Below are 17,699 nucleotides of genomic sequence, written 5' to 3'. Positions count from 1 at the left end.
CGGGCGCGCCGCTTGGGGCCGGCCGCGCCCGCTTCAGTCCACCCGCACCAGCGCGTCGCCCGGCACCATTTCACCGACCACCGCGGCGTCCTCGAAGCCCTGGTGATGGAACAGATCCAGCACCGCCCCCGCCGTCTGCGGCGTGCAGGCCACCAGCAGGCCGCCCGAGGTCTGCGGATCGGTCAACAGAGCGCGCTCGACGTCCGTCACGTCAGCTCCCAGGCGCACGGACTCGCCATACGAGGCCCAATTGCGGCCCGACGCGCCCGTCACCACGCCATCGGCCGCGAAGGCCTGCACGCCAGGCAGCCACGGCAACGCATCGCGGCGCAACTGCGCCGTCAGCTTGGCGCCACGCGCCATTTCCAACGCATGTCCCAACAGCCCGAAGCCGGTCACATCGGTAATGGCATGCACACCGTCCAGCGCGGCCAGCGCGGCACCGGGCCGGTTCAGCCGGGTCGTCGTATCGATCATCACGCGATAACCGGCCGCATCCAGCCGGTTCTTCTTCAGCGCCGCCGACAGGATGCCTACGCCCAGGCCCTTGCCCAGGATCAGCACGTCGCCCGCGCGCGCGTCCGAATTGCGCTTGATGCGGCCCGGATGCACCAGGCCCATCGCCGCCAGGCCATAGATGGGTTCTACCGAGTCGATACTGTGGCCGCCCGCGACAGGAATGCCGGCATCCGCGCAGACCGATTCGCCGCCACGCAGGATGTCTGCGATGACGCTGTGCGGCAGCACATTGATCGGCATGCCCACGATCGCCAGCGCCATGATCGGCGTGCCGCCCATGGCGTACACATCCGACAGCGCATTGGTCGCCGCGATGCGGCCGAAATCGAATGGGTCGTCCACGATCGGCATGAAGAAGTCGGTCGTGGCGATCAGCGCCTGCTCATCGTTGAGCCGATACACCGCCGCATCATCGGCCGTCTCGGTGCCCACCAGCAGGCCCGGATAGCTGGCCGCGGGGCCGAAACGCGCCAGCAATTCCGACAGCACGCCGGGCGCGATCTTGCAGCCACAGCCGCCGCCATGGGACAGCGAAGTCAAGCGCGGCACCGCCGCCGATGCAGCATCCTGGGTCATGTCAGTCTCTCCGTAAGGGGTCTCGGAAAAGGATAGCATCGCCCCCCGGAATGGCCCTATCATCATTGCTGCAGCACGCAGCAACGGACGGCCCGCCCGCCACCGGGCGCACCGACAGCCAAACTTCACCGTGCGTGAGGGCTTTATGGATCGCCGACACTTCCTCCGTTTCTCGGGCGCCGTGTGCGCCACCCAGGCCGCCCTGCCGCTTGCGGCCCGCGCGCAGCAGGCCCCCGTCACCGCCGGCTGGCGTGCCTACGAACTGACCAGCAGCATCACCGTGAAAGACCCCGGCGCCCAGACCCGCCTCTGGATTCCGGTGCCCTACGCCACCGACACCGCCTACCAGCGCGGTGCACAAAGCACCTGGCAGGTCAGCGGCGGCGGCACTGCGCAGTTGGTGCAGGCCCCCGGCTACGACGTGCAGATGCTGGCCGTGCAATGGCCCGACGCCCAGGCGCCACGGCAAGTCACCGTCACCAGCCGCTTCCAGACCCGCAACCGCCGCGTCGACCTGACCCAGCCGCCGCCGGCCGGCGCCCCGCGCGAAAGCGCCGCCACCCTGCGCGAATTCCTCAAGCCCACCGCGCTCTTGCCCACCGACGGCATCGTCAAGACCACCGCCGACCAGATTACCCGCGGGCACCAGGGCACCCTGGCCCGCGCCCGCGCCATTTACGACTGGGTCGTCGAAAACACCTGCCGCACCGCGGCAACCCGCGGCTGTGGCGTAGGCGACGTGCGCTACATGCTCACCGCCAACGACCTGAACGGCAAATGCGCCGACATCAACGCGCTCTTCGTCGCCCTGGCCCGCGCATCCGGCATTGCGGCCCGCGACGCGTACGGCCTGCGCGTGGCCGACTCGCAGCTCGGCTACAAAAGCCTGGGCAAGGCCGGCGACGTCACCAAGGCGCAGCACTGCCGCGCCGAGTTCTACGCCGACGGCTACGGCTGGATCCCCGTCGATCCCGCCGACGTGCGCAAAGTCATGCTCGAAGAGCCCCCTGGCGACCTGCCCCTGACCAACGCCAAGGTGCGCGCCGCGCGCGTCATGCTGTTCGGCGCCTGGGAAATGAACTGGGTCGCCTACAACCACGGCCACGACGTCGCGCTGCCCGGCACCGTCCACGGCCCCGTCCCGTTCCTCATGTACCCCAACGGCGAAACCGCCGACGGCCGCCTGGACAGCCTGGACCCCGACAGCTTCAGCTACAAGCTCACCGCCAAGCCCCTGTCCACCTGACCCCCGCGCGCCATGATCAGCCGCCGCCAACTCCTGCAATCCGGCCTGTCGCTAGCCGCCCTGCCCCCCTGGGCCCGTGCCGCCAGCGACAGCGCCCTGAAGGCCGCCACCGGCCCCGACTGGGCCCCCTGGACCACCCCCACTCCCCCGTTGATCCTGCCCGACCTGTCCGGCCGCGAACAGAAACTCTCCGCCTGGCGCGGCAACGTCGTCATCGTCAGCTTCTGGGCCACCTGGTGCGACCCCTGCCGCGACGAAATCCCCCTCATGTCCGCCATGGCCCGCCGCCACCGCGAAGAAGGCCTGCGCCTGGTCGCCGTCAACGTAGGCGAAGCCCTGGGCAAGATCACCACCTTCCTGGCCAAATGGCCCGTCGCCGGCACCGTCCTGCACGACCGCAACAGCACCGCCTCCAAAAAATGGGACGCCGCCGGCCTCCCCGCCAACTACCTCATCGACCGCGGCGGCAGCGCCCGCTACTGGCACCTGGGCGCCCTGGACTGGAAAGCAGAAAACGTCACCAGCGTCGTCACCAAAATGCTGCGCGCCTGACCCATCAAAGCCAAACCCGGCGCCCAACAAAAAGGCGGCGCAAAGCGCCGCCCCCACCAAAATAAAAAACCTTCCGCCAACATCCCCCTGAGCACACAAGTCGCCAACGCAACGCGACAAACCAATACATCAAGAGCCGTGGCGTTGCCGGGCCTGGGGTGGCGGGCCGTTTAGATTGCGCCCGACGGAATCCGAAGGGAGCCGAAGGCGTACGAGGATGAGTAGGGGGAAGTCCGGAGCGAAGGCTCCGGACCGCGATCGGAGGCCCGCCACCCCAGGCCCGGCAACGCCACGGCGGCAGAAGAACTCAACCCATCGCCAGCAAAAACAGACATCCGCAAGAACGATGGCGGAAGGCAGCAGGAGTCGAACCTACCTGGGAACGTCTGACGCCCCCAACCGGGTTTGAAGCCCGGCCGTGCCACCGGACACGGATGCCTTCCGCAGTGACCCGCCTATGATACCCGCAGCACATGCGTATCCCGCACCCGCCGCGTCACCCCCGTCCGATCAAAAAACTCCAGAATCTGGATCGCCCGCTTGCGCCCCAACCCCGTCGCATCCCGGAACGCCGCCGCATTCAACCCCGCAGGCTTGCCCGCCAGTTCGACCGCCAGCGCCTCCAATTGCGCCACCCGCTCGCGCGCATAGAACAGATCCTTCACCACCTGCGCCACCTCACCGCGCCTGAGCAGCTTGCGCAGCACCAGCCGCACCCGCTCTTCCGGCTCGGCCAGCAGCCGCGCCATATCCCGTACCCATGGCGGATCGTAGGCCCCCGCCGACAGCAGCGGCAGCAGCCGTTGCGCCAATCGCGCCTCGCCTTCGGCCAGCACCGCCACATGATTCGGCAGATGCAGCCACGGCCCATTGCGCACCACCCGGCCATGCTGCTGCAGATGATCCAGCAACCCCTGCCACAGCGGTTCTGGCGCTGTCGGCAAGGCCATCCGGCGCAGCCGTGAACTGTCTGGCCCCGGCTCATCCGGCGCCCCCTGGTGAAAGGCCGCCAGCGCCGCTTCCACCCGATCACGCAATGCCTCCCAGTGCGACGACAGGATCAGCGTGCGCGCCCCTTGCGGCGTGCGCGGCGCAATCCAGCAGGCCCCGTGCGGCGCGGCCAGTTCGCTGACCGGCTGGCCCGTCAGGCGCTGCAATGCCGCTTCGTCCAGGCCCAGGGTCGCCTGTTCCAGCAACGGATGCAGCCCGCCGCCATCCAGCATCTCGGCCACCGCGCCCAGCCATTGCAGCCGCGATGCTGCGCGGCGCTTGCGGTCCGGCGCGTTCGGGTCCAGCACCCGGCCCCCGCCCACCGTGCGCGTCGCCTGCGCATTGCGCACGATGTAGCGGTCGCCCGGCATCGCGCACACCGGCTCGTCGAACACCAGCTGCACCCAGCCGGACTGCCCCGGCGCCAGCGATTCCGCCGACAGCGGAACGGCATGCGCCATATGGCGCGCGGCGCCGACATGCACATGCAGCGGCGTCCAGGCCCGCAGCGCCGCATCGGCCGAATCCAGCAACGTCAGCGCCACGTCCACGTGGCGCAACGGCAGGAAACAGCGCGCATCCGCGATCCAGTCGCCGCGCGCGATTGCCTGCTTGTCGATGCCCGCAAGGTTCAAGGCGCAGCGTTGCCCGGCCGAGCCCGTTGCGCTAGGTTGATTCTGCGCATGGATGCTGCGCACCCGCACCCGCGTGCCCGCCGGCATCAGGCGCAGATCAGCGTCATCGTCGCCCGCCCGCGCCTGGCCGCCGTGCGCCGTGCCCGTCACCACCGTGCCGTGGCCCGCCAGTGTGAACACCCGGTCCACCGCCAGTCGAAACAGGCCTTGGTGGCCGCGTGCGCCCAGCGCCTGCGCGGCCTCGTCCAGGTGGCGTTTCAGGTCGGCCGTGCCACCGTCATCCGGCTGCGCGGCGCAAACCTCGAACACGGGTGCGCCCTGCAAAAAGGTATCCGCCACCAGGGCCACGATCTCGGCGCGCACCGCCGCCAGCCGAGCCGCATCGGCGCGATCCGCCTTGGTCAGCGCCACCGCGCCGCGCGCCACGCCCAGCAGCGTCAGAATCGCCAGGTGCTCGCGCGTCTGCGGCATGACGCCGTCGTCGGCCGCCACCACCAGCAGGCCGAAGTCGATGCCGCTGGCGCCCGCGGCCATCGTGTGCACCAGTCTTTCATGGCCCGGCACGTCGATGAAGCCCAGCACATCACCATTGGCCAGCGGCGTATAGGCGTAGCCCAGTTCAATGGAAATGCCGCGCGCCTTCTCTTCCTTCAGGCGGTCGGTGTCCACCCCCGTCAGCGCCCGCACCAACGTGGTCTTGCCATGGTCGATATGGCCGGCGGTGCCGACGATCATGCCAGGGGCTCCGCCAGCTGCGCGGCGAAGTCGGCTTCGTCGCGGGCCTCCAGGCAGCGCAAATCGAGCCACAGCGCGTCGTCCGCGATGCGGCCGATCACGGGCACCGGCAGGCCCCGCAGCCGCGCTTCCAGGCGGTCCAGATGGCGCCCGGGACGTCCGCCGCCGGTGTAACGCACCGCCAGCCCGAAGCTGGGCAGTTGGTCCACCGGCAAGGCGCCGCTGCCAATCTGGCTGAACATCGGCACCGCCTGCACCTCGTAGTCCGCGCCCACGGCATGGGCCAGCGTGCCGCGCAGGCGCTCGGCCTGCGGCTGGATCTCGCGCTGCGGACGCGTGAGCAGCCGCAACGTGGTCAGGCGCTGCGCCAGGAATTCCGGTGCGCGATACAGCGCCAGCACCGGCTCCAGGGCGGCCAGCGTCAGCTTGCCCACGCGCAGCGCGCGCTTGAGCGGGTTTTTCTTGATCTTGCGGATCAGGTCGGCGCGACCCACCAGCAGGCCCGCCTGCGGTCCGCCCAGGAGCTTGTCGCCGCTGAACGTCACCAGGTCGGCGCCCGCCGCGATGGTCTCGCGCACCGTGTCTTCGCGCGGCAGGCCGAATTGCGTCAGGTCCACCAGCGTGCCGCTGCCCAGGTCCACCGTGGCGGGCAGCCCGCGTGCATGCGCCAGCGCTGCCACCTCGGCCACGCTGACGCTCTTGGTGAAACCGGTGACCGCATAGTTGCTGCAATGCACCTTCATCAGCATCGCGGTGCGCGGGCCGATGGCGGTCTCGTAGTCGGCCGCATGGGTGCGGTTGGTGGTGCCTACCTCGACCAACTTGGCGCCGGCCCGCTTCATGATGTCCGGAATGCGGAAGGCGCCGCCGATCTCGACCAGCTCGCCGCGCGACACGACCACCTCGCGGCGGTCGGCCAGCGCATTCAGCATCAGCAGCACGGCGGCCGCGTTGTTGTTGACCACGGTGGCAGCTTCGGCCCCGGTCAGTTCACACAGCAGGTCGTCGATCAGGTCATCACGGTCGCCGCGCCCGCCCGTGTCCAGGTCGAATTCCAGGTTGGCCGGCGAACGCAGCGCACGCAGCACCGAATCGACGGCCTCGTCGGGCAGCAGTGCGCGCCCCAGGTTGGTGTGCAGGACCGTGCCCGTCAGGTTGTACACGGCCCGCAGGCGCGGCGCCGCGGCAGCCGCCAGCGCGGCCGACACTGCCGACGCAACCGTGGCCTCGGCCAGGTCCGCGCGCGGCAGCTCGCCCGCCAAAGCCCGCTGGCGCAGCAAGTCCAGGTGGCGGCGCAACGCCGCCACGACCTGCGTGCGACCGTGGGTTTCCAACGCGCCCGCCAGGCCGGGCGCGTTCAGCAGGCGGTCCAGCGCCGGAATGTCGGCGGCGGCGGCGAGATCGGCCATGGCTATTCCTCGTCGGCGCCGTGCCACAGCAGCGGATTGCCGCTGGCCCGTGAATAGCCAGCCTCGCCCACCAGCACGTCCAGCATCAGGCTGGCCAGGTCGTCGGCCACCGGTTCGACGTGCAGGTCCTTGTCTTGATAGAAGATCTTGCGATAGGCGTGGCAACGGTCGCAGGTTTCGGCCTTGATGGCGGGCGAACGGCCGTCGATGGCCTGGTAGGCCACCGATTCCACGTCTTCGCAGTGCGTGCACTTGACGCGCACCATGTGCCATTGGGTCGCGCAGAGGCTGCAGCACAGGTAACGGTAGCCTTCGAACTGGCCGCCGACCCGCACCACGCTGGCCACCGGCAGGCTGGCGCACACCGGACACACGCCGAAGGGCGAGGCCACGGGCAACTGCTTTTCGTCAAAGCGGCTGGCCAGGTCGGTCCAGTAGACCTGCAGCGCAGCCATCACGAACGGGGCGGCAGCGCCGTCCACGCCGTGGTGCTGTTCAGACAGCACGGCCTCGGCCAGGTCTTCGAGCGATTCGGTGTCTTCGTCCAGCGCACGGCGCAGCGACGCACAGACCTCGACGGCCTCGGCCGGCACGTCGGGGCCGGCGGCGACATCGTCGACCAGCTGGCGCAGGATGTCCCGCCACAGCGGGTCGCGCGGCCAGCCCACGGCTTGCAGCGGCGGCATGCCGTGGGTCTGGGCCAGTTCGATGCGCTCTTGCGAGGCGGGCGGCGCGGCGCAGCCCTTCAGCGCACGATGCTGGGCGTCGACCAACCGGGCCATCAACAGCAGATAGTCGGCCACCGGACTGTCCGCGGCCAGTTGCCGCAAGCGGGCCGCGCGGGTCGCGAAAACCGACTCGCGCGCCGGCAACTGGACGCGGGGAATGGTGTTGTGGTCTAGCGCTTCGATCTCGCCGCGCGGAAGAATTCGCTGCAATTCGCGTCTCCAGATAAACAAACACGGCTGCCGCCCCGGCAAAGGGGAGGCAGCCGTGCGGTCAGACCCGTGAAATCGGCCAGGCGGATTACTTGCTCTTGCCCACCTGTTCCCGGAACCAGGCGCGATGGTGCTTCCACGCCCAGCCCGCGGTCACATAGCCCCGCAGCATTGCCGTCAGGGAACCCTTGACCCAGATCGCCGCATAAATATGCACAATGATCGCGCAAATCAGCACCAATGCACAAACGGCATGCAGCACCGACGCCGCGCGGACGACCCAGATCGGGAAATAGAAGGCGAAGAACTCGCGCCAGATGACGATGCCGCTGACGAACAACCCCAGCATGCACAGGATCAGCACGTAGAACAGCAGCTTCTGGCCGGCGTTGTACTTGCCGACTTCGGGCAACTTTTCTTCGCGGTTGTCCAGCACGTCGTCCAGCTGCCGCAGCCACTGGCGGTCGGCGCGCGTCAGCAGGTTGTAGCGCCACATGTGGCCGGCGAACACGACGAAGCAGACGAACATGACCAAACCGATGAACGGATGCAGGATGCGCGTCCAGGGGCCGCCGCCGAACAGATTGGTCAGCCAGAACATCGACGGGTGAAACAGCGCCAGCCCGGACAGCGCCAGCATGATGAACGTCAGGGCGATGATCCAGTGGTTGGTGCGCTCGCCCGGCGAGTAACGCTTGATGCGGCGGTGACGGTGGTCTTCACTCATGGCGCACCTCCTCTTCGGCGCGGCGTTCGTCTTCCTCGCTGACCTCGTTGCGGCCAACGCGGGCGTAGTGGAAGAAGCCCGCCAGCGCCGTCAGCGCCATGACGGCCACGCCGAGCGGTTTGGTGATGCCCTTCCACAGCGACACCATCGGGCTGATGTGCGGGTCCTTCGGCAACCCGTGGTACAGCCCGGGCTGGTCGGCGTGATGCAGCACGTACATGACGTGGGTGCCGCCCACCCCTTGCGGGTCGTACAGGCCGGCCTGGTCGAAGCCCCGCGACTTCAGGTCTTCGATGCGCTCGGCCGCGTGCTGCTTCATGTCGTCCTTGGTGCCGAACACGATGGCGCCGGTGGGACAGGCCTTGACGCAGGCCGGTTCCTGGCCGACGGCCACGCGGTCGGAACACAGGGTGCACTTGTATGCCTTGTGGTCCTTCTTGGAGATGCGCGGCACGTTGAACGGACAGCCGGTGATGCAGTAGCCGCAACCGATGCAGTTCTCTTCGTGGAAATCGACGATGCCGTTGTTGTACTGGATGATGGCGCCCGGCGACGGACAGGCCTTCAGGCAGCCCGGGTCCTCGCAGTGCATGCAGCCGTCCTTGCGGATCAGCCATTCCAGGTCGCCCTGCGGATTCTCGTATTCCGAGAAGCGCATGACGGTCCAGGAATGCTCGGTCAGGTCGGCCGGATTGTCGTACACGCCGACGTTGGTGCCGATCTCGTCGCGCAGGTCGTTCCATTCCATGCAGGCGCTTTGGCACGCCTTGCAGCCGATGCACTTGGACACGTCGATCAGCTTGGCCACCGAGCCCGTGATGGGCTCGCGGATGCCCGGCGGCGGCGTGGTGGTGGCGGAGCGCCGCTTGATGTCTAGGGATTGCATGGACATGTCGGTCTCCTAAGCTTTCTCGACCTGCACCAGGAACGACTTGAATTCCGGAGTCTGGGAATTGCCGTCGCCCACGAATGGCGTCAGGGTGTTGGTGAGGAAGCCCGGCTTGGCCAGGCCCACGAAGCCCCAATGGATCGGGATGCCCACGTGGTGCACGGTCTTGCCTTCGATGGTCAGCGGCCGCAAGCGCTTGGTGACCAGCGCCACCGCCTTGATGTAGCCGCGGTTGGACGACACCTTGACGCGCGAACCGTTGGCGATGCCCAGTTCCTTGGCCATGACTTCGCCGATCTCGACGAACTGCTCGGGCTGCAGGATCGCGTTGATGCGGACGTTCTTGGTCCAGTAGTGGAAGTGCTCGGTCAGGCGGTAGGTGGTGGCCACGTACGGGAACTTGTCCACCGTGCCCATGGCCGCCAGGTCGTCCTTGAACACGCGCGCCGCCGGATTGCTGGTGACGCCCTTGGCCTTCGGATACAGCGGGTTGTAGCCCAGCGGGTTCTCGAACGGCTCGTAATGTTCGGGGAACGGCCCTTCGGCCATGCCCGCCCGTGCGAAGAAGCGCGCCACGCCCTCGGGGTTCATGATGAACGGGCCCATGCCGCCGTCGGGGTTTTCATCGCCCTTGAAGTCAGGGATGTCGGCCCCGACCCACGCCTTGCCATTCCAGGAAATCAGGTTGCGGCGCGGGTTGAACGGCTTGCCGGACACGTCGCACGAGGCCCGGTTGTACAGGATGCGGCGGTTGGCCGGCCACGCCCAGGCCCAGTTCAAGGTCTGGCCGATGCCGGTGGGGTCGCTGTTGTCGCGGCGCGCCATCAGGTTGCCGCCGGGGCCCCAGGCGCCGGCGAAGATCCAACAGCCGCTGGCCGTCGAACCATCGTCGCGCAACTCGGCGAAACCGGCCAGCTGCTCGCCGCCCTTGCGGGTGATCTTGGTCGCGTCCTTGGGGTCGGCGAGGTCCACCAGCGCCTTGCCCGAGTATTCCTTGGCCAGCTCTTCCGCGGTGGGACTTTGCGGGTTGGAATACGGCCACGAGAGGTTGACGATGGGGTCGGGATACTTGCCGCCTTCGTCCTGGTACATCTTGCGCAGGCGCGTGAAGATCAGCGACATGATCTCGATGTCGCTCTTGGCCTCGCCCGGAGGCTCGGCGCCCTTCCAGTGCCATTGCAGCCAGCGCCCGGAATTGACCAGCGCACCGTCTTCTTCGGCGAAACAGGTCGTGGGCAGACGGAACACTTCGGTCTGGATCTGCGAGGGATCGACGTCGTTGGCCTCGCCCGCGTTGCGCCAGAATTCCGAGGTCTCGGTGACCAGCGGGTCCATGATGACCAGGAACTTCAGCTTGGCGAAACCCGCGTTCAGCTTGGCCTTGTTGGGCGCGGCCGCCAGCGGGTTGAAGCCCTGCGCCAGGTAGCCGTTCATCTTGCCCTGCACCATCAGCTCATAGACTTGGAGCATGTCGTAGAGCTTGTCCAGCTTGGGCAGGTAGTCGAACGCCCAGTTGTTCTCGGCCGTGGCAGCCTTGCCCCACCAGGCCTTCATCAGGCTCACGTGGAACTTGCTGTAGTTCTGCCAGTAGCTGAGCTGGTTGGGCCGCAGGGGCTTGAGCGCGCGCGACTCGATGTACTTGCCATAGTCCTGTTCAGGCTCGTTGGGCAGGGTCATGTAGCCGGGCAGCAGGTTCGACATCAGGCCCAGGTCAGTCAGGCCCTGGATGTTCGAGTGCCCGCGCAGCGCATTCATGCCGCCGCCGGCAATACCGATGTTGCCCAACAGCAGCTGCACCATGGCGCCGGTGCGGATGATCTGCGAACCGATCGAATGCTGCGTCCAGCCCAGCGCGTACAGGATGGTGGCGGCGCGGTCGGTGGTGGCGGTGGACGCCAACATGTCACACACCTTCAGGAACTTGTCCTTGGGCGTGCCGCAGACGCGTTCGACCATCTCTTCGGTGTAGCGCGAATAGTGCTTCTTCAAGAGCTGGTAGACCGTGCGCGGATGCTGCAGCGACGGGTCCGTCTTGACGAAGCCGTCGTCGCCGCGCTCATAATCCCAGCTGGCCTTGTCGTAGCTGCGCTTGTCGGCGTTGTAGCCCGAGTACAGGCCCGCGTCGAACGTGAAGTCCTCGCGCACGATGTACGAAAAGTCGGTGTAGTTGCGCACGTACTCGTGCTGGATCTTGTCGTGATCCAACAGGTACTTGATGACGCCGCCCAGGAAAATGATGTCGGTGCCGGTGCGTATGGGCGCGTAGAAGTCCGCCACGGATGCCGAGCGCGTGAAGCGCGGATCCACGACGATCAGCTTGGCCTTGTTATGGGCTTTCGCTTCCGTGACCCATTTGAACCCGCACGGGTGGGCCTCGGCGGCATTGCCGCCCATGATCAGTACTACGTCCGCGTTCTTGATGTCGACCCAATGGTTCGTCATCGCTCCACGGCCAAACGTCGGGGCAAGACCTGCCACCGTCGGGCCATGTCAGACACGGGCTTGATTGTCGAACGCCAACATCCCCATGCTGCGCACGGTCTTGTGCGTGATGTAGCCCACCTCGTTGCTGCTTGCCGAGGCGGCCAGCATGCCGGTGGTCAGCCACCGGTTGACTGTCTTGCCGTCCGCGGTCTTCTCGACGAAGTTCGCGTCGCGGTCGGCTTTCATGAGCTTGGTGATGCGCGTCAGGGCGTCGTCCCACGACATCCGCACCCACTTGTCCGAACCGGGCGCCCGGTATTCCGGGAATTTCAGGCGGTTGGGGCTGTGGATGAAGTCGATCAGACCGGCGCCCTTGGGACAGAGGGTCCCGCGGTTCACGGGGTGGTCGGGGTCGCCTTCGATGTGCATGATGCTGGCGCGGGCATTCTTGGCGCCGTCGCCCAGGCCATACATCAAGAGACCACAGGCGACCGAACAGTAGGGACAGGTGTTGCGCGTTTCCGTCATGCGCGCAAGCTTGTACTGGCGGACTTCAGCCATTGCCGTGCCGGGGGCTACCCCCAGCAAGGCCAGGCTCGAGCCCGCCAGCGTCGTACCGGTCACCTTGAAGAACTGGCGGCGGTTCATGTTGACCATGAAACACTCCTCTCCGGGTGAAAGGGGGAACTCTCGGACCGATCCGAAGAAAAGCCCTACAAGTTCCAAGGATATGCAAGCAAGTATAGGCGCAGTGCGCGCCGGGCGCCATCGGCCATGGGGGACGGGCTTTCCCGATGGATTTGGCGGCCAAACCGGGGGTTTTCGCAGATTTTGGATGATCCCGAGGCTGCTACCATTGCCGGCGGCGGGTTCCGGCCCGCCTTTTCCGCCTGATCCCCGCACGCCTGTTGGAGCGCCGATGCGCCGCTTTGCCCCCCTGACCCTGTCGCTGTCGGCGCTGTCCCGCATGGCTTTGCCCCGGACGGCCCTGCTCCACGCCGCCCTTTCCCTGACGACCCTGAGCCTGGGCGCCGCCCCCGTCCTGGCCGCGCCCACGCTGTCGCCGGCCGCTGCCGCCACCGAGGCCGCCCACGACGCGGCGATGGAAGGCTATCTGTACTTCTATCCGCTGGTCACCATGGACCTGACGCGGCGCCAGTTCACCCATCCGTCGCAAGGTGCCCAGGGCGCGCCCGCCAACGCCCTCCTGCACCAGCGCGCCCTGCCCCGGCCGGGCGCCGCCACGCCATGGGCCAACCCGGACATGCTGCGCAGCACCGCCTGGCTGGACCTGACGGCCGGCCCCGTGGTGCTGTCCGCCCCCGACACACATGGCCGGCTCTACACCCTGACCCTGCTCGACATGTGGAACGAGGCCTTTGCCACGCTGGGCAAGCGCAGCACCGGCACGGCGCGCGGTAACACCGCCCTCGTGCCGCCAGGCTGGACCGGCACGCTGCCGTCCGGCATGCCGCGCATCGATGCGCCCACGGCCTATGTGTGGGCCAAGAACCTGATCCAGGCCGATGGCCCCGCCGACTATCCGGCCGTCAACGCCTTGCAGGACGGGTTTACCGTGACGCCGCTGGCCCAGTGGAACCTGCCGCCGCAGTCGCAGCGAGTCAAGGCGGACCCTTCCCTGGACATGAAGATCCCGGTGCGCGAGCAGGTCGAGTCGATGCCGACCGATGCCTTCTTCACCTACGCCGCCGAGCTGCTGCGCAAGAACCCGCCGCACGCCACCGACCAGCCGGTGCTGGCCAAGCTGCGCCGGGTCGGCTTGATACCCGGCCGGCCGTTCGATTTCGACAAGCAGGACCACCCGGTCAAGCAGGGCCTGCGCCGCGGCCTGCGCGCCGCGCGCGACCGCATGCAGGCCGCCGCGGGCGTCACGCTGGGCAGCATCAACGGCTGGCAGCGCGAAACCGCCAGCACCGGCGTCTACGGCAACGCCTATCTGCGGCGCGCCCTGTCGGCCCAGGCGCAGCCGGGCGCAGGCCTGCCCGAAGACCTGGCCGTGCTGCTGCTGGCCGCCGACAGCCAGGGTCGGCCGCTGGAAGGCGCGCACCGCTACACCCTGCATTTCGCCAGCGGACAGTTGCCGCCCGCCGGCGCGCTGTGGTCACTGGCCGCGTACGACGGCCAGGGCATGCCGGTCGCCAATCCGCTGGACCGCTACGCGCTGGGCGACCGCGATCCGCTGCAGTACAACGCCGATGGCTCCCTGGATGTGGTGATCAGCCATGCCGCGCCCGAGCCCGGCGTACAGGCCAACTGGCTGCCGGTGGCGGCCACGGGGCCGGTGACCGTGCTGCTACGGGCCTATGCCCCCGGCCCGGCGCTGCTGGACGGCCTGTGGGCGCCGCCCGCGGCCGTACGCGACGAACCCGTGCCGGAACCCCTGGTGGAAGCGGAACCGGCTCCGGCGACGCCCGCCGCCGCGCCGGCACCCGCGGCCTCGGCGGCACCTGCGGCGCCCCCCGCCTCCGGGAGGACGCCGGCCGCCGGGAAGGCGCCCGCCGCCGTGAAGAAACCCTAGCAAACGCCGTGAAGACGGCGATATGACAGGCTTTCGCCACTACCATAGGCGTTTTATCGTTGAGTAGAACGCCCGCCATGGACGACGCCTTTAGCCACCAACTGTCGATGACCATCCTGATGACGCCTGACATGGCGAATTTCTCAGGCAATGTGCACGGCGGCACCATTCTCAAATACCTGGACCAGGTGGCCTACGCCTGTGCCAGCCGCTACGCCGGCCAGTACGTCGTGACGCTGTCGGTCGACCAGGTCGTGTTCCGCGAACCAATCCACGTCGGCGAGCTGGTGACCTTTCTGGCGGCAGTGAACTACACCGGCCGCACCTCGATGGAAATCGGCATCAAGGTGGTCACGGAAGACATCCGCAAGAAGCTGGTGCGCCACACCAACAGCTGCTATTTCACGATGGTGGCGGTGGACGATGCGGGCGCGCCGACGGCGGTGCCACCGCTGGAGCCGCGCAATCTGGAGGAAAAGCAACGCTTCGAAGCCGCCCGCCTGCGCCGCGAACTGCGCCAGGAAATGGAACGGCGCCACGACGAGATCAAGCGGGAAACCACCGGCTGAGACCCGCCCGGCACATCGCGCGGCGGGCCGGGTTGTACCGTCCTGTTGCGGTAACGCCTGCGCCAAGAGCCACCTGAGCACGCATGAAAAAACCGGGCCTTTGCCCGGTTTTTTCGTGTCATGACATCTGCCACGACCCGCCTGGCGCCGACGGCGCCTTACGCGCCCTCGGTCGCCCCCGGCGGGCGCGGCGGGGCGGTGACAGCCGGCTCGCGGTCGCGGCCCACCATGCGTTTCAACCCCAACCACTGCTGCGCCCAGAAGCCGCGGCCGTAGTCGCGGCCGCCCAGTTCGGGTTGCTGGTCATGAATGCCCGTGGGGCCGTAGCCCACGCCAAAGCGTGCCGAGCGGAACAACACGTCCCAGATGGGAAACAGCGCGGCAAAGTTGTAGCCGCCCGCCGGCCCCGGCGTGGACGCGTCATAGGCGATGGAGTGATGGTGACGGTGAAAGCGCGGGCTGACCAGCAGGCGCTCGCCGATGGCGCCGAAGTGCATGCGCAGGTTGGCGTGCGAGAAGCTTTGCGCCAGCTGCGTGATGGCCACGATCGCCACGAACTGCGCGGGCGGCACGCCCACCAGTTGTGACACGAACACCACCAGCACGTCGCGCAGCATGTCGTCGAGCAGGTGGTTGCGGTCGTCGCTCCAGATGGTCATCTGGCGTTGGCTGTGGTGCACGGCGTGCAGCGCCCAAAGCCAGCTGTAGCGGTGTTGCGCGCGGTGATACAGATAGTCGACCAGGTCGAACAGCAGCAGGTAGATGACCAGGCTGACCCAGGCGTTGTCGGTGACGCCGGGCCAATACTGATCCAGCTGGAACGGCGCAAAGCCCCAGATGTGCAGCTGCCCGAAGACGCTGTCCCAGAACGGGTCGATGGTGAAGAACAGCGCCAGGCGGAACACGCCCAGGCGGTGGATCAACGTGTAGAGCACGTCGATGCCGATCTGCTGGCGGTCGGTGACGGCTTCAACCGGGCGCAGGCGTTGCAGCGGACCGAAGATCAGCAGCAGCACGGCCACCTGCACCAGGCCGACCAGCAGCCACATGGTGGCGTCGTAGCCGTCTTCGATGAAATTGCTCAGGCCCAGGTGGAACAGCGCCGGCTGCACCAGGGTTTCGAACAGCCATTGCTGGCAGTTCCCGAACCATTGACTAAGCGTATCCATGATCAGTGATGCGTAGCGATCCAGTCGCGGTAAGCGGGATGCGTATCCAAAGTAGCAAAACAATAGCCCTTGCGCTGCAGGCCTTCAATCAGCGGTTCGAGCACGGCGGGGGCCCAGGGGTCCTGGCGCGACCAGATACCCAGGTGCGCCAGCAGGATGTCGCCAGGCTTGATGGTGCGCAGCGCCTGGTCCAGCAGCTTGGCGTTGGGATACTTGTCGCTGGGCAGTTCGTCGCCCAGGAAGCCCGCCGGGGCCCAGCCCACGTGCTCGTAGCCGCAGGCCTTGGCGGCGCGCAGCAGGGCCGGCGAGGTCTTGCCGCCCGGCGCGCGGTACAGCGGCAGCATGGTCTTGCCCGTCATCTGTTTGAAACGAGCGGCCGACCGGGTGATTTCGGCGCAGTATTGCTCGGCCGTCCAGGTCTGGCGCTTGCCCGTGTCGGGGCCGGCGCTGGGTTTGACGCGGAACTTGCCGTCCGGCAGGTCGCCCTGCCAGTAGACGTGGTCGTAGGTATGCGAGCCGAACACATGGCCTTCGGCGGCGCGCGCCTTCCACCAGGGCGCCCACTGATCGTCCAGGCTGCTGCCGTCGGTCAGCGTGCGCTCGTTAGCCAGGAAGAACGTAACCTTGACGTGGTGGCGCGCCAGCACGTCGGCGATCAGCGGGGCCACGCCCATGTGGCCGGTGTCGAAGGTCAGGTAGACGGGCTTTTCGCACACCGCCGGGGCCGCCGTGGCGGCCGAGGCCGTCATGGCCAGGCAGACGGCGGCGGCAAGGCGTTTAGCGGGTCGGCGCATGGTTCAGCGTCCAGACCCCGTGCGGCGACTTGCCCACGTTGACCTGCTTGACGACCTTTTTCTGGTCCAGGTCGACGACGGTGAGCTTGCGCGCCCAGCGCGAGGTGACCAGCAGCGTCTTGCCGTCGGCCAGCACGTCCATGCAGTCCGGGCCGCCCGGCACCGGGAAGGTGTCGACCACGGCCAGCGTCTGCAGGTCGATGCGGCTGATGGAGTTGGCGGTGCGGTTGCTGACGAACAGGTGGCGCTTGTCGCCCTGCGCGCGGAAGGCGTGCGCGCCGGCGGCGGTCTTGATGCGGGAAATCAGCTTGGCCGGGCCGTTGCTGACGTCGTAGGCCTCGACGTAGGAATCACCGGTCAGCGCCACCAGCAGCGTCTTCTGGTCGGGCGTGAGGAACACGTCGGCCGGCGTCTTGCCGGTGGAGACGGTCCATTTGGGCGTTTGCGTGGCCAGGTCGATGGCGATGAGCTGGTCGCTGTCCTGCAGCGTGACGTACGCCGTGGTGCTCTTGGCGTCGATCATGATGTGGCTGGGCGTCTTGCCCGCGGGGATGCGCTTGACCAGTTTCAGGTCAAAGCCCTTTTCCAGCGGCTTCCAGGCGTAGATGTCGATGTGGTCCAGGCGATTGGCGGCCGTGACGAACCACTTCATGTCCGGCGAGAACTGCAGCTGGTAGGGATCGACGATGCCGGTCAGGGTGCGCTGCACCTCGCCGGTGTTCGGGTCCATCAGCGTGATCGAGTCGCCAGTGGCGTTGGCCACCATCAGCGACTTCTTGTCAGGCGTGAGATACAGGTGATGCGGTTCCTTGCCCGTGGGCACGCGCCGCACTTCCGTGTAGGTGGCGGGATCGACGATGCTGACGTTGGCGTCCAGGGAATTCAGGACAAAGATGGGGGCAGACACCGCCGCGGCGCTGAGCGCCATCCCTGCGCCGAAAATGGCGCAGCGGACAAAATGCAAGGGATTCAATTTCCAGGTCCGACA

General features: G+C 67.5%; 14 protein-coding genes and 1 tRNA gene. 4 read left to right on the top strand and 11 right to left on the bottom strand.

Going from position 1 to position 17,699, the window contains the following annotated elements:
* Positions 1-33 precede the first annotated feature (33 nt).
* Complete coding sequence (gene selD, locus AC3WMR_RS25060; RefSeq protein WP_492265899.1) at positions 34-1,095, bottom strand: selenide, water dikinase SelD; 1,062 nt, start codon at positions 1,093-1,095, stop codon at positions 34-36.
* Positions 1,096-1,240: 145 nt separating this feature from the next.
* Here selD and AC3WMR_RS25055 point away from each other — a divergent pair, with 145 nt between their 5' ends.
* Positions 1,241-2,341, top strand: a complete 1,101-nt coding sequence (locus AC3WMR_RS25055; RefSeq protein ID WP_492265900.1) for a transglutaminase-like domain-containing protein — start codon at positions 1,241-1,243, stop codon at positions 2,339-2,341.
* Between the two features lie 12 nt (positions 2,342-2,353).
* Positions 2,354-2,893 (top strand): TlpA disulfide reductase family protein, encoded by a 540-nt coding sequence (locus tag AC3WMR_RS25050; RefSeq protein ID WP_492265901.1) that lies wholly within the window; start codon positions 2,354-2,356, stop codon positions 2,891-2,893.
* Positions 2,894-3,240: 347 nt separating this feature from the next.
* On the opposite strand, the gene AC3WMR_RS25045 is transcribed toward AC3WMR_RS25050, so the two are convergent.
* The 7 genes from AC3WMR_RS25045 to fdnG form a co-directional block, all read right to left on the bottom strand.
* A tRNA-Sec gene (locus AC3WMR_RS25045) sits at positions 3,241-3,336 on the bottom strand.
* Positions 3,337-3,348: 12 nt separating this feature from the next.
* The gene (gene selB, locus AC3WMR_RS25040; RefSeq protein WP_492265902.1) at positions 3,349-5,253 is read right to left on the bottom strand and encodes a selenocysteine-specific translation elongation factor; all 1,905 of its coding nucleotides are present in this window, start codon (positions 5,251-5,253) and stop codon (positions 3,349-3,351) included.
* Complete coding sequence (gene selA / locus AC3WMR_RS25035) at positions 5,250-6,662, bottom strand: L-seryl-tRNA(Sec) selenium transferase (protein WP_492265903.1); 1,413 nt, start codon at positions 6,660-6,662, stop codon at positions 5,250-5,252. The genes selB and selA overlap by 4 nt, the downstream gene beginning before the upstream one ends.
* A 2-nt stretch (positions 6,663-6,664) precedes the next feature.
* On the bottom strand, positions 6,665-7,600 hold the full coding sequence (gene fdhE, locus AC3WMR_RS25030; protein ID WP_175193679.1) for a formate dehydrogenase accessory protein FdhE: 936 nt from the start codon (positions 7,598-7,600) through the stop codon (positions 6,665-6,667).
* An 88-nt stretch (positions 7,601-7,688) separates the two neighbouring features.
* On the bottom strand, positions 7,689-8,327 hold the full coding sequence (locus AC3WMR_RS25025; RefSeq protein ID WP_492265904.1) for a formate dehydrogenase subunit gamma: 639 nt from the start codon (positions 8,325-8,327) through the stop codon (positions 7,689-7,691).
* The gene (fdxH, locus tag AC3WMR_RS25020) at positions 8,320-9,219 is read right to left on the bottom strand and encodes a formate dehydrogenase subunit beta (RefSeq protein ID WP_025139798.1); all 900 of its coding nucleotides are present in this window, start codon (positions 9,217-9,219) and stop codon (positions 8,320-8,322) included. Before fdxH ends, AC3WMR_RS25025 begins: the two co-directional genes overlap by 8 nt.
* Before the next feature lie 9 nt (positions 9,220-9,228).
* Positions 9,229-12,297 carry a formate dehydrogenase-N subunit alpha gene (gene fdnG / locus AC3WMR_RS25015; RefSeq protein WP_492265905.1) on the bottom strand — a complete coding sequence of 1,023 codons (3,069 nt, stop codon included), beginning with the start codon at positions 12,295-12,297 and terminating at the stop codon, positions 9,229-9,231.
* 310 nt (positions 12,298-12,607) lie between these two features.
* Here fdnG and AC3WMR_RS25010 point away from each other — a divergent pair, with 310 nt between their 5' ends.
* Both AC3WMR_RS25010 and AC3WMR_RS25005 read left to right on the top strand, forming a co-directional pair.
* Entirely contained in the window at positions 12,608-14,179 is a 1,572-nt protein-coding gene (locus AC3WMR_RS25010; protein ID WP_492265980.1) for a DUF1254 domain-containing protein, read from the top strand.
* A 77-nt stretch (positions 14,180-14,256) separates the two neighbouring features.
* Complete coding sequence (locus tag AC3WMR_RS25005) at positions 14,257-14,748, top strand: acyl-CoA thioesterase (protein WP_183007594.1); 492 nt, start codon at positions 14,257-14,259, stop codon at positions 14,746-14,748.
* Positions 14,749-14,906: 158 nt separating this feature from the next.
* Here AC3WMR_RS25005 and AC3WMR_RS25000 read toward each other — a convergent pair whose 3' ends face one another.
* The 3 genes from AC3WMR_RS25000 to AC3WMR_RS24990 are packed head-to-tail and all read right to left on the bottom strand — an operon-like array spanning position 14,907 to position 17,639.
* Entirely contained in the window at positions 14,907-15,917 is a 1,011-nt protein-coding gene (locus AC3WMR_RS25000; RefSeq protein WP_175193684.1) for a sterol desaturase family protein, read from the bottom strand.
* Positions 15,918-15,919: 2 nt separating this feature from the next.
* On the bottom strand, positions 15,920-16,711 hold the full coding sequence (locus AC3WMR_RS24995) for a polysaccharide deacetylase family protein (RefSeq protein ID WP_492265906.1): 792 nt from the start codon (positions 16,709-16,711) through the stop codon (positions 15,920-15,922).
* Positions 16,695-17,639: a YVTN family beta-propeller repeat protein gene (locus AC3WMR_RS24990; protein ID WP_051593687.1), complete on the bottom strand. Its 945-nt coding sequence runs from the start codon at positions 17,637-17,639 to the stop codon at positions 16,695-16,697. The genes AC3WMR_RS24995 and AC3WMR_RS24990 overlap by 17 nt, the downstream gene beginning before the upstream one ends.
* Positions 17,640-17,699: the final 60 nt, after the last annotated feature.

It is taken from the genome of Achromobacter sp. FW305-C-28 (assembly GCF_058783235.1).
Note: the sequence above shows the minus strand (reverse complement) of the source record. Positions and strands in the feature narration are given on the sequence as shown.

Bases quoted from the DNA above. Each gene is read 5' to 3' on its own strand.
- AC3WMR_RS25005 (WP_183007594.1), top strand. From the start codon at position 14,257: ATGGACGACGCCTTTAGCCACCAACTGTCGATGACCATCCTGATGACG.
- fdxH (WP_025139798.1), bottom strand. From the start codon at position 9,219: ATGTCCATGCAATCCCTAGACATCAAGCGGCGCTCCGCCACCACCACG.
- AC3WMR_RS25025 (WP_492265904.1), bottom strand. From the start codon at position 8,327: ATGAGTGAAGACCACCGTCACCGCCGCATCAAGCGTTACTCGCCGGGC.
- selD (WP_492265899.1), bottom strand. From the start codon at position 1,095: ATGACCCAGGATGCTGCATCGGCGGCGGTGCCGCGCTTGACTTCGCTG.
- AC3WMR_RS25000 (WP_175193684.1), bottom strand. From the start codon at position 15,917: ATGGATACGCTTAGTCAATGGTTCGGGAACTGCCAGCAATGGCTGTTC.
- AC3WMR_RS24990 (WP_051593687.1), bottom strand. From the start codon at position 17,639: ATGGCGCTCAGCGCCGCGGCGGTGTCTGCCCCCATCTTTGTCCTGAAT.
- AC3WMR_RS25055 (WP_492265900.1), top strand. From the start codon at position 1,241: ATGGATCGCCGACACTTCCTCCGTTTCTCGGGCGCCGTGTGCGCCACC.
- selB (WP_492265902.1), bottom strand. From the start codon at position 5,253: ATGATCGTCGGCACCGCCGGCCATATCGACCATGGCAAGACCACGTTG.
- selA (WP_492265903.1), bottom strand. From the start codon at position 6,662: ATGGCCGATCTCGCCGCCGCCGCCGACATTCCGGCGCTGGACCGCCTG.
- AC3WMR_RS25010 (WP_492265980.1), top strand. From the start codon at position 12,608: ATGGCTTTGCCCCGGACGGCCCTGCTCCACGCCGCCCTTTCCCTGACG.
- AC3WMR_RS25050 (WP_492265901.1), top strand. From the start codon at position 2,354: ATGATCAGCCGCCGCCAACTCCTGCAATCCGGCCTGTCGCTAGCCGCC.
- AC3WMR_RS24995 (WP_492265906.1), bottom strand. From the start codon at position 16,711: ATGCGCCGACCCGCTAAACGCCTTGCCGCCGCCGTCTGCCTGGCCATG.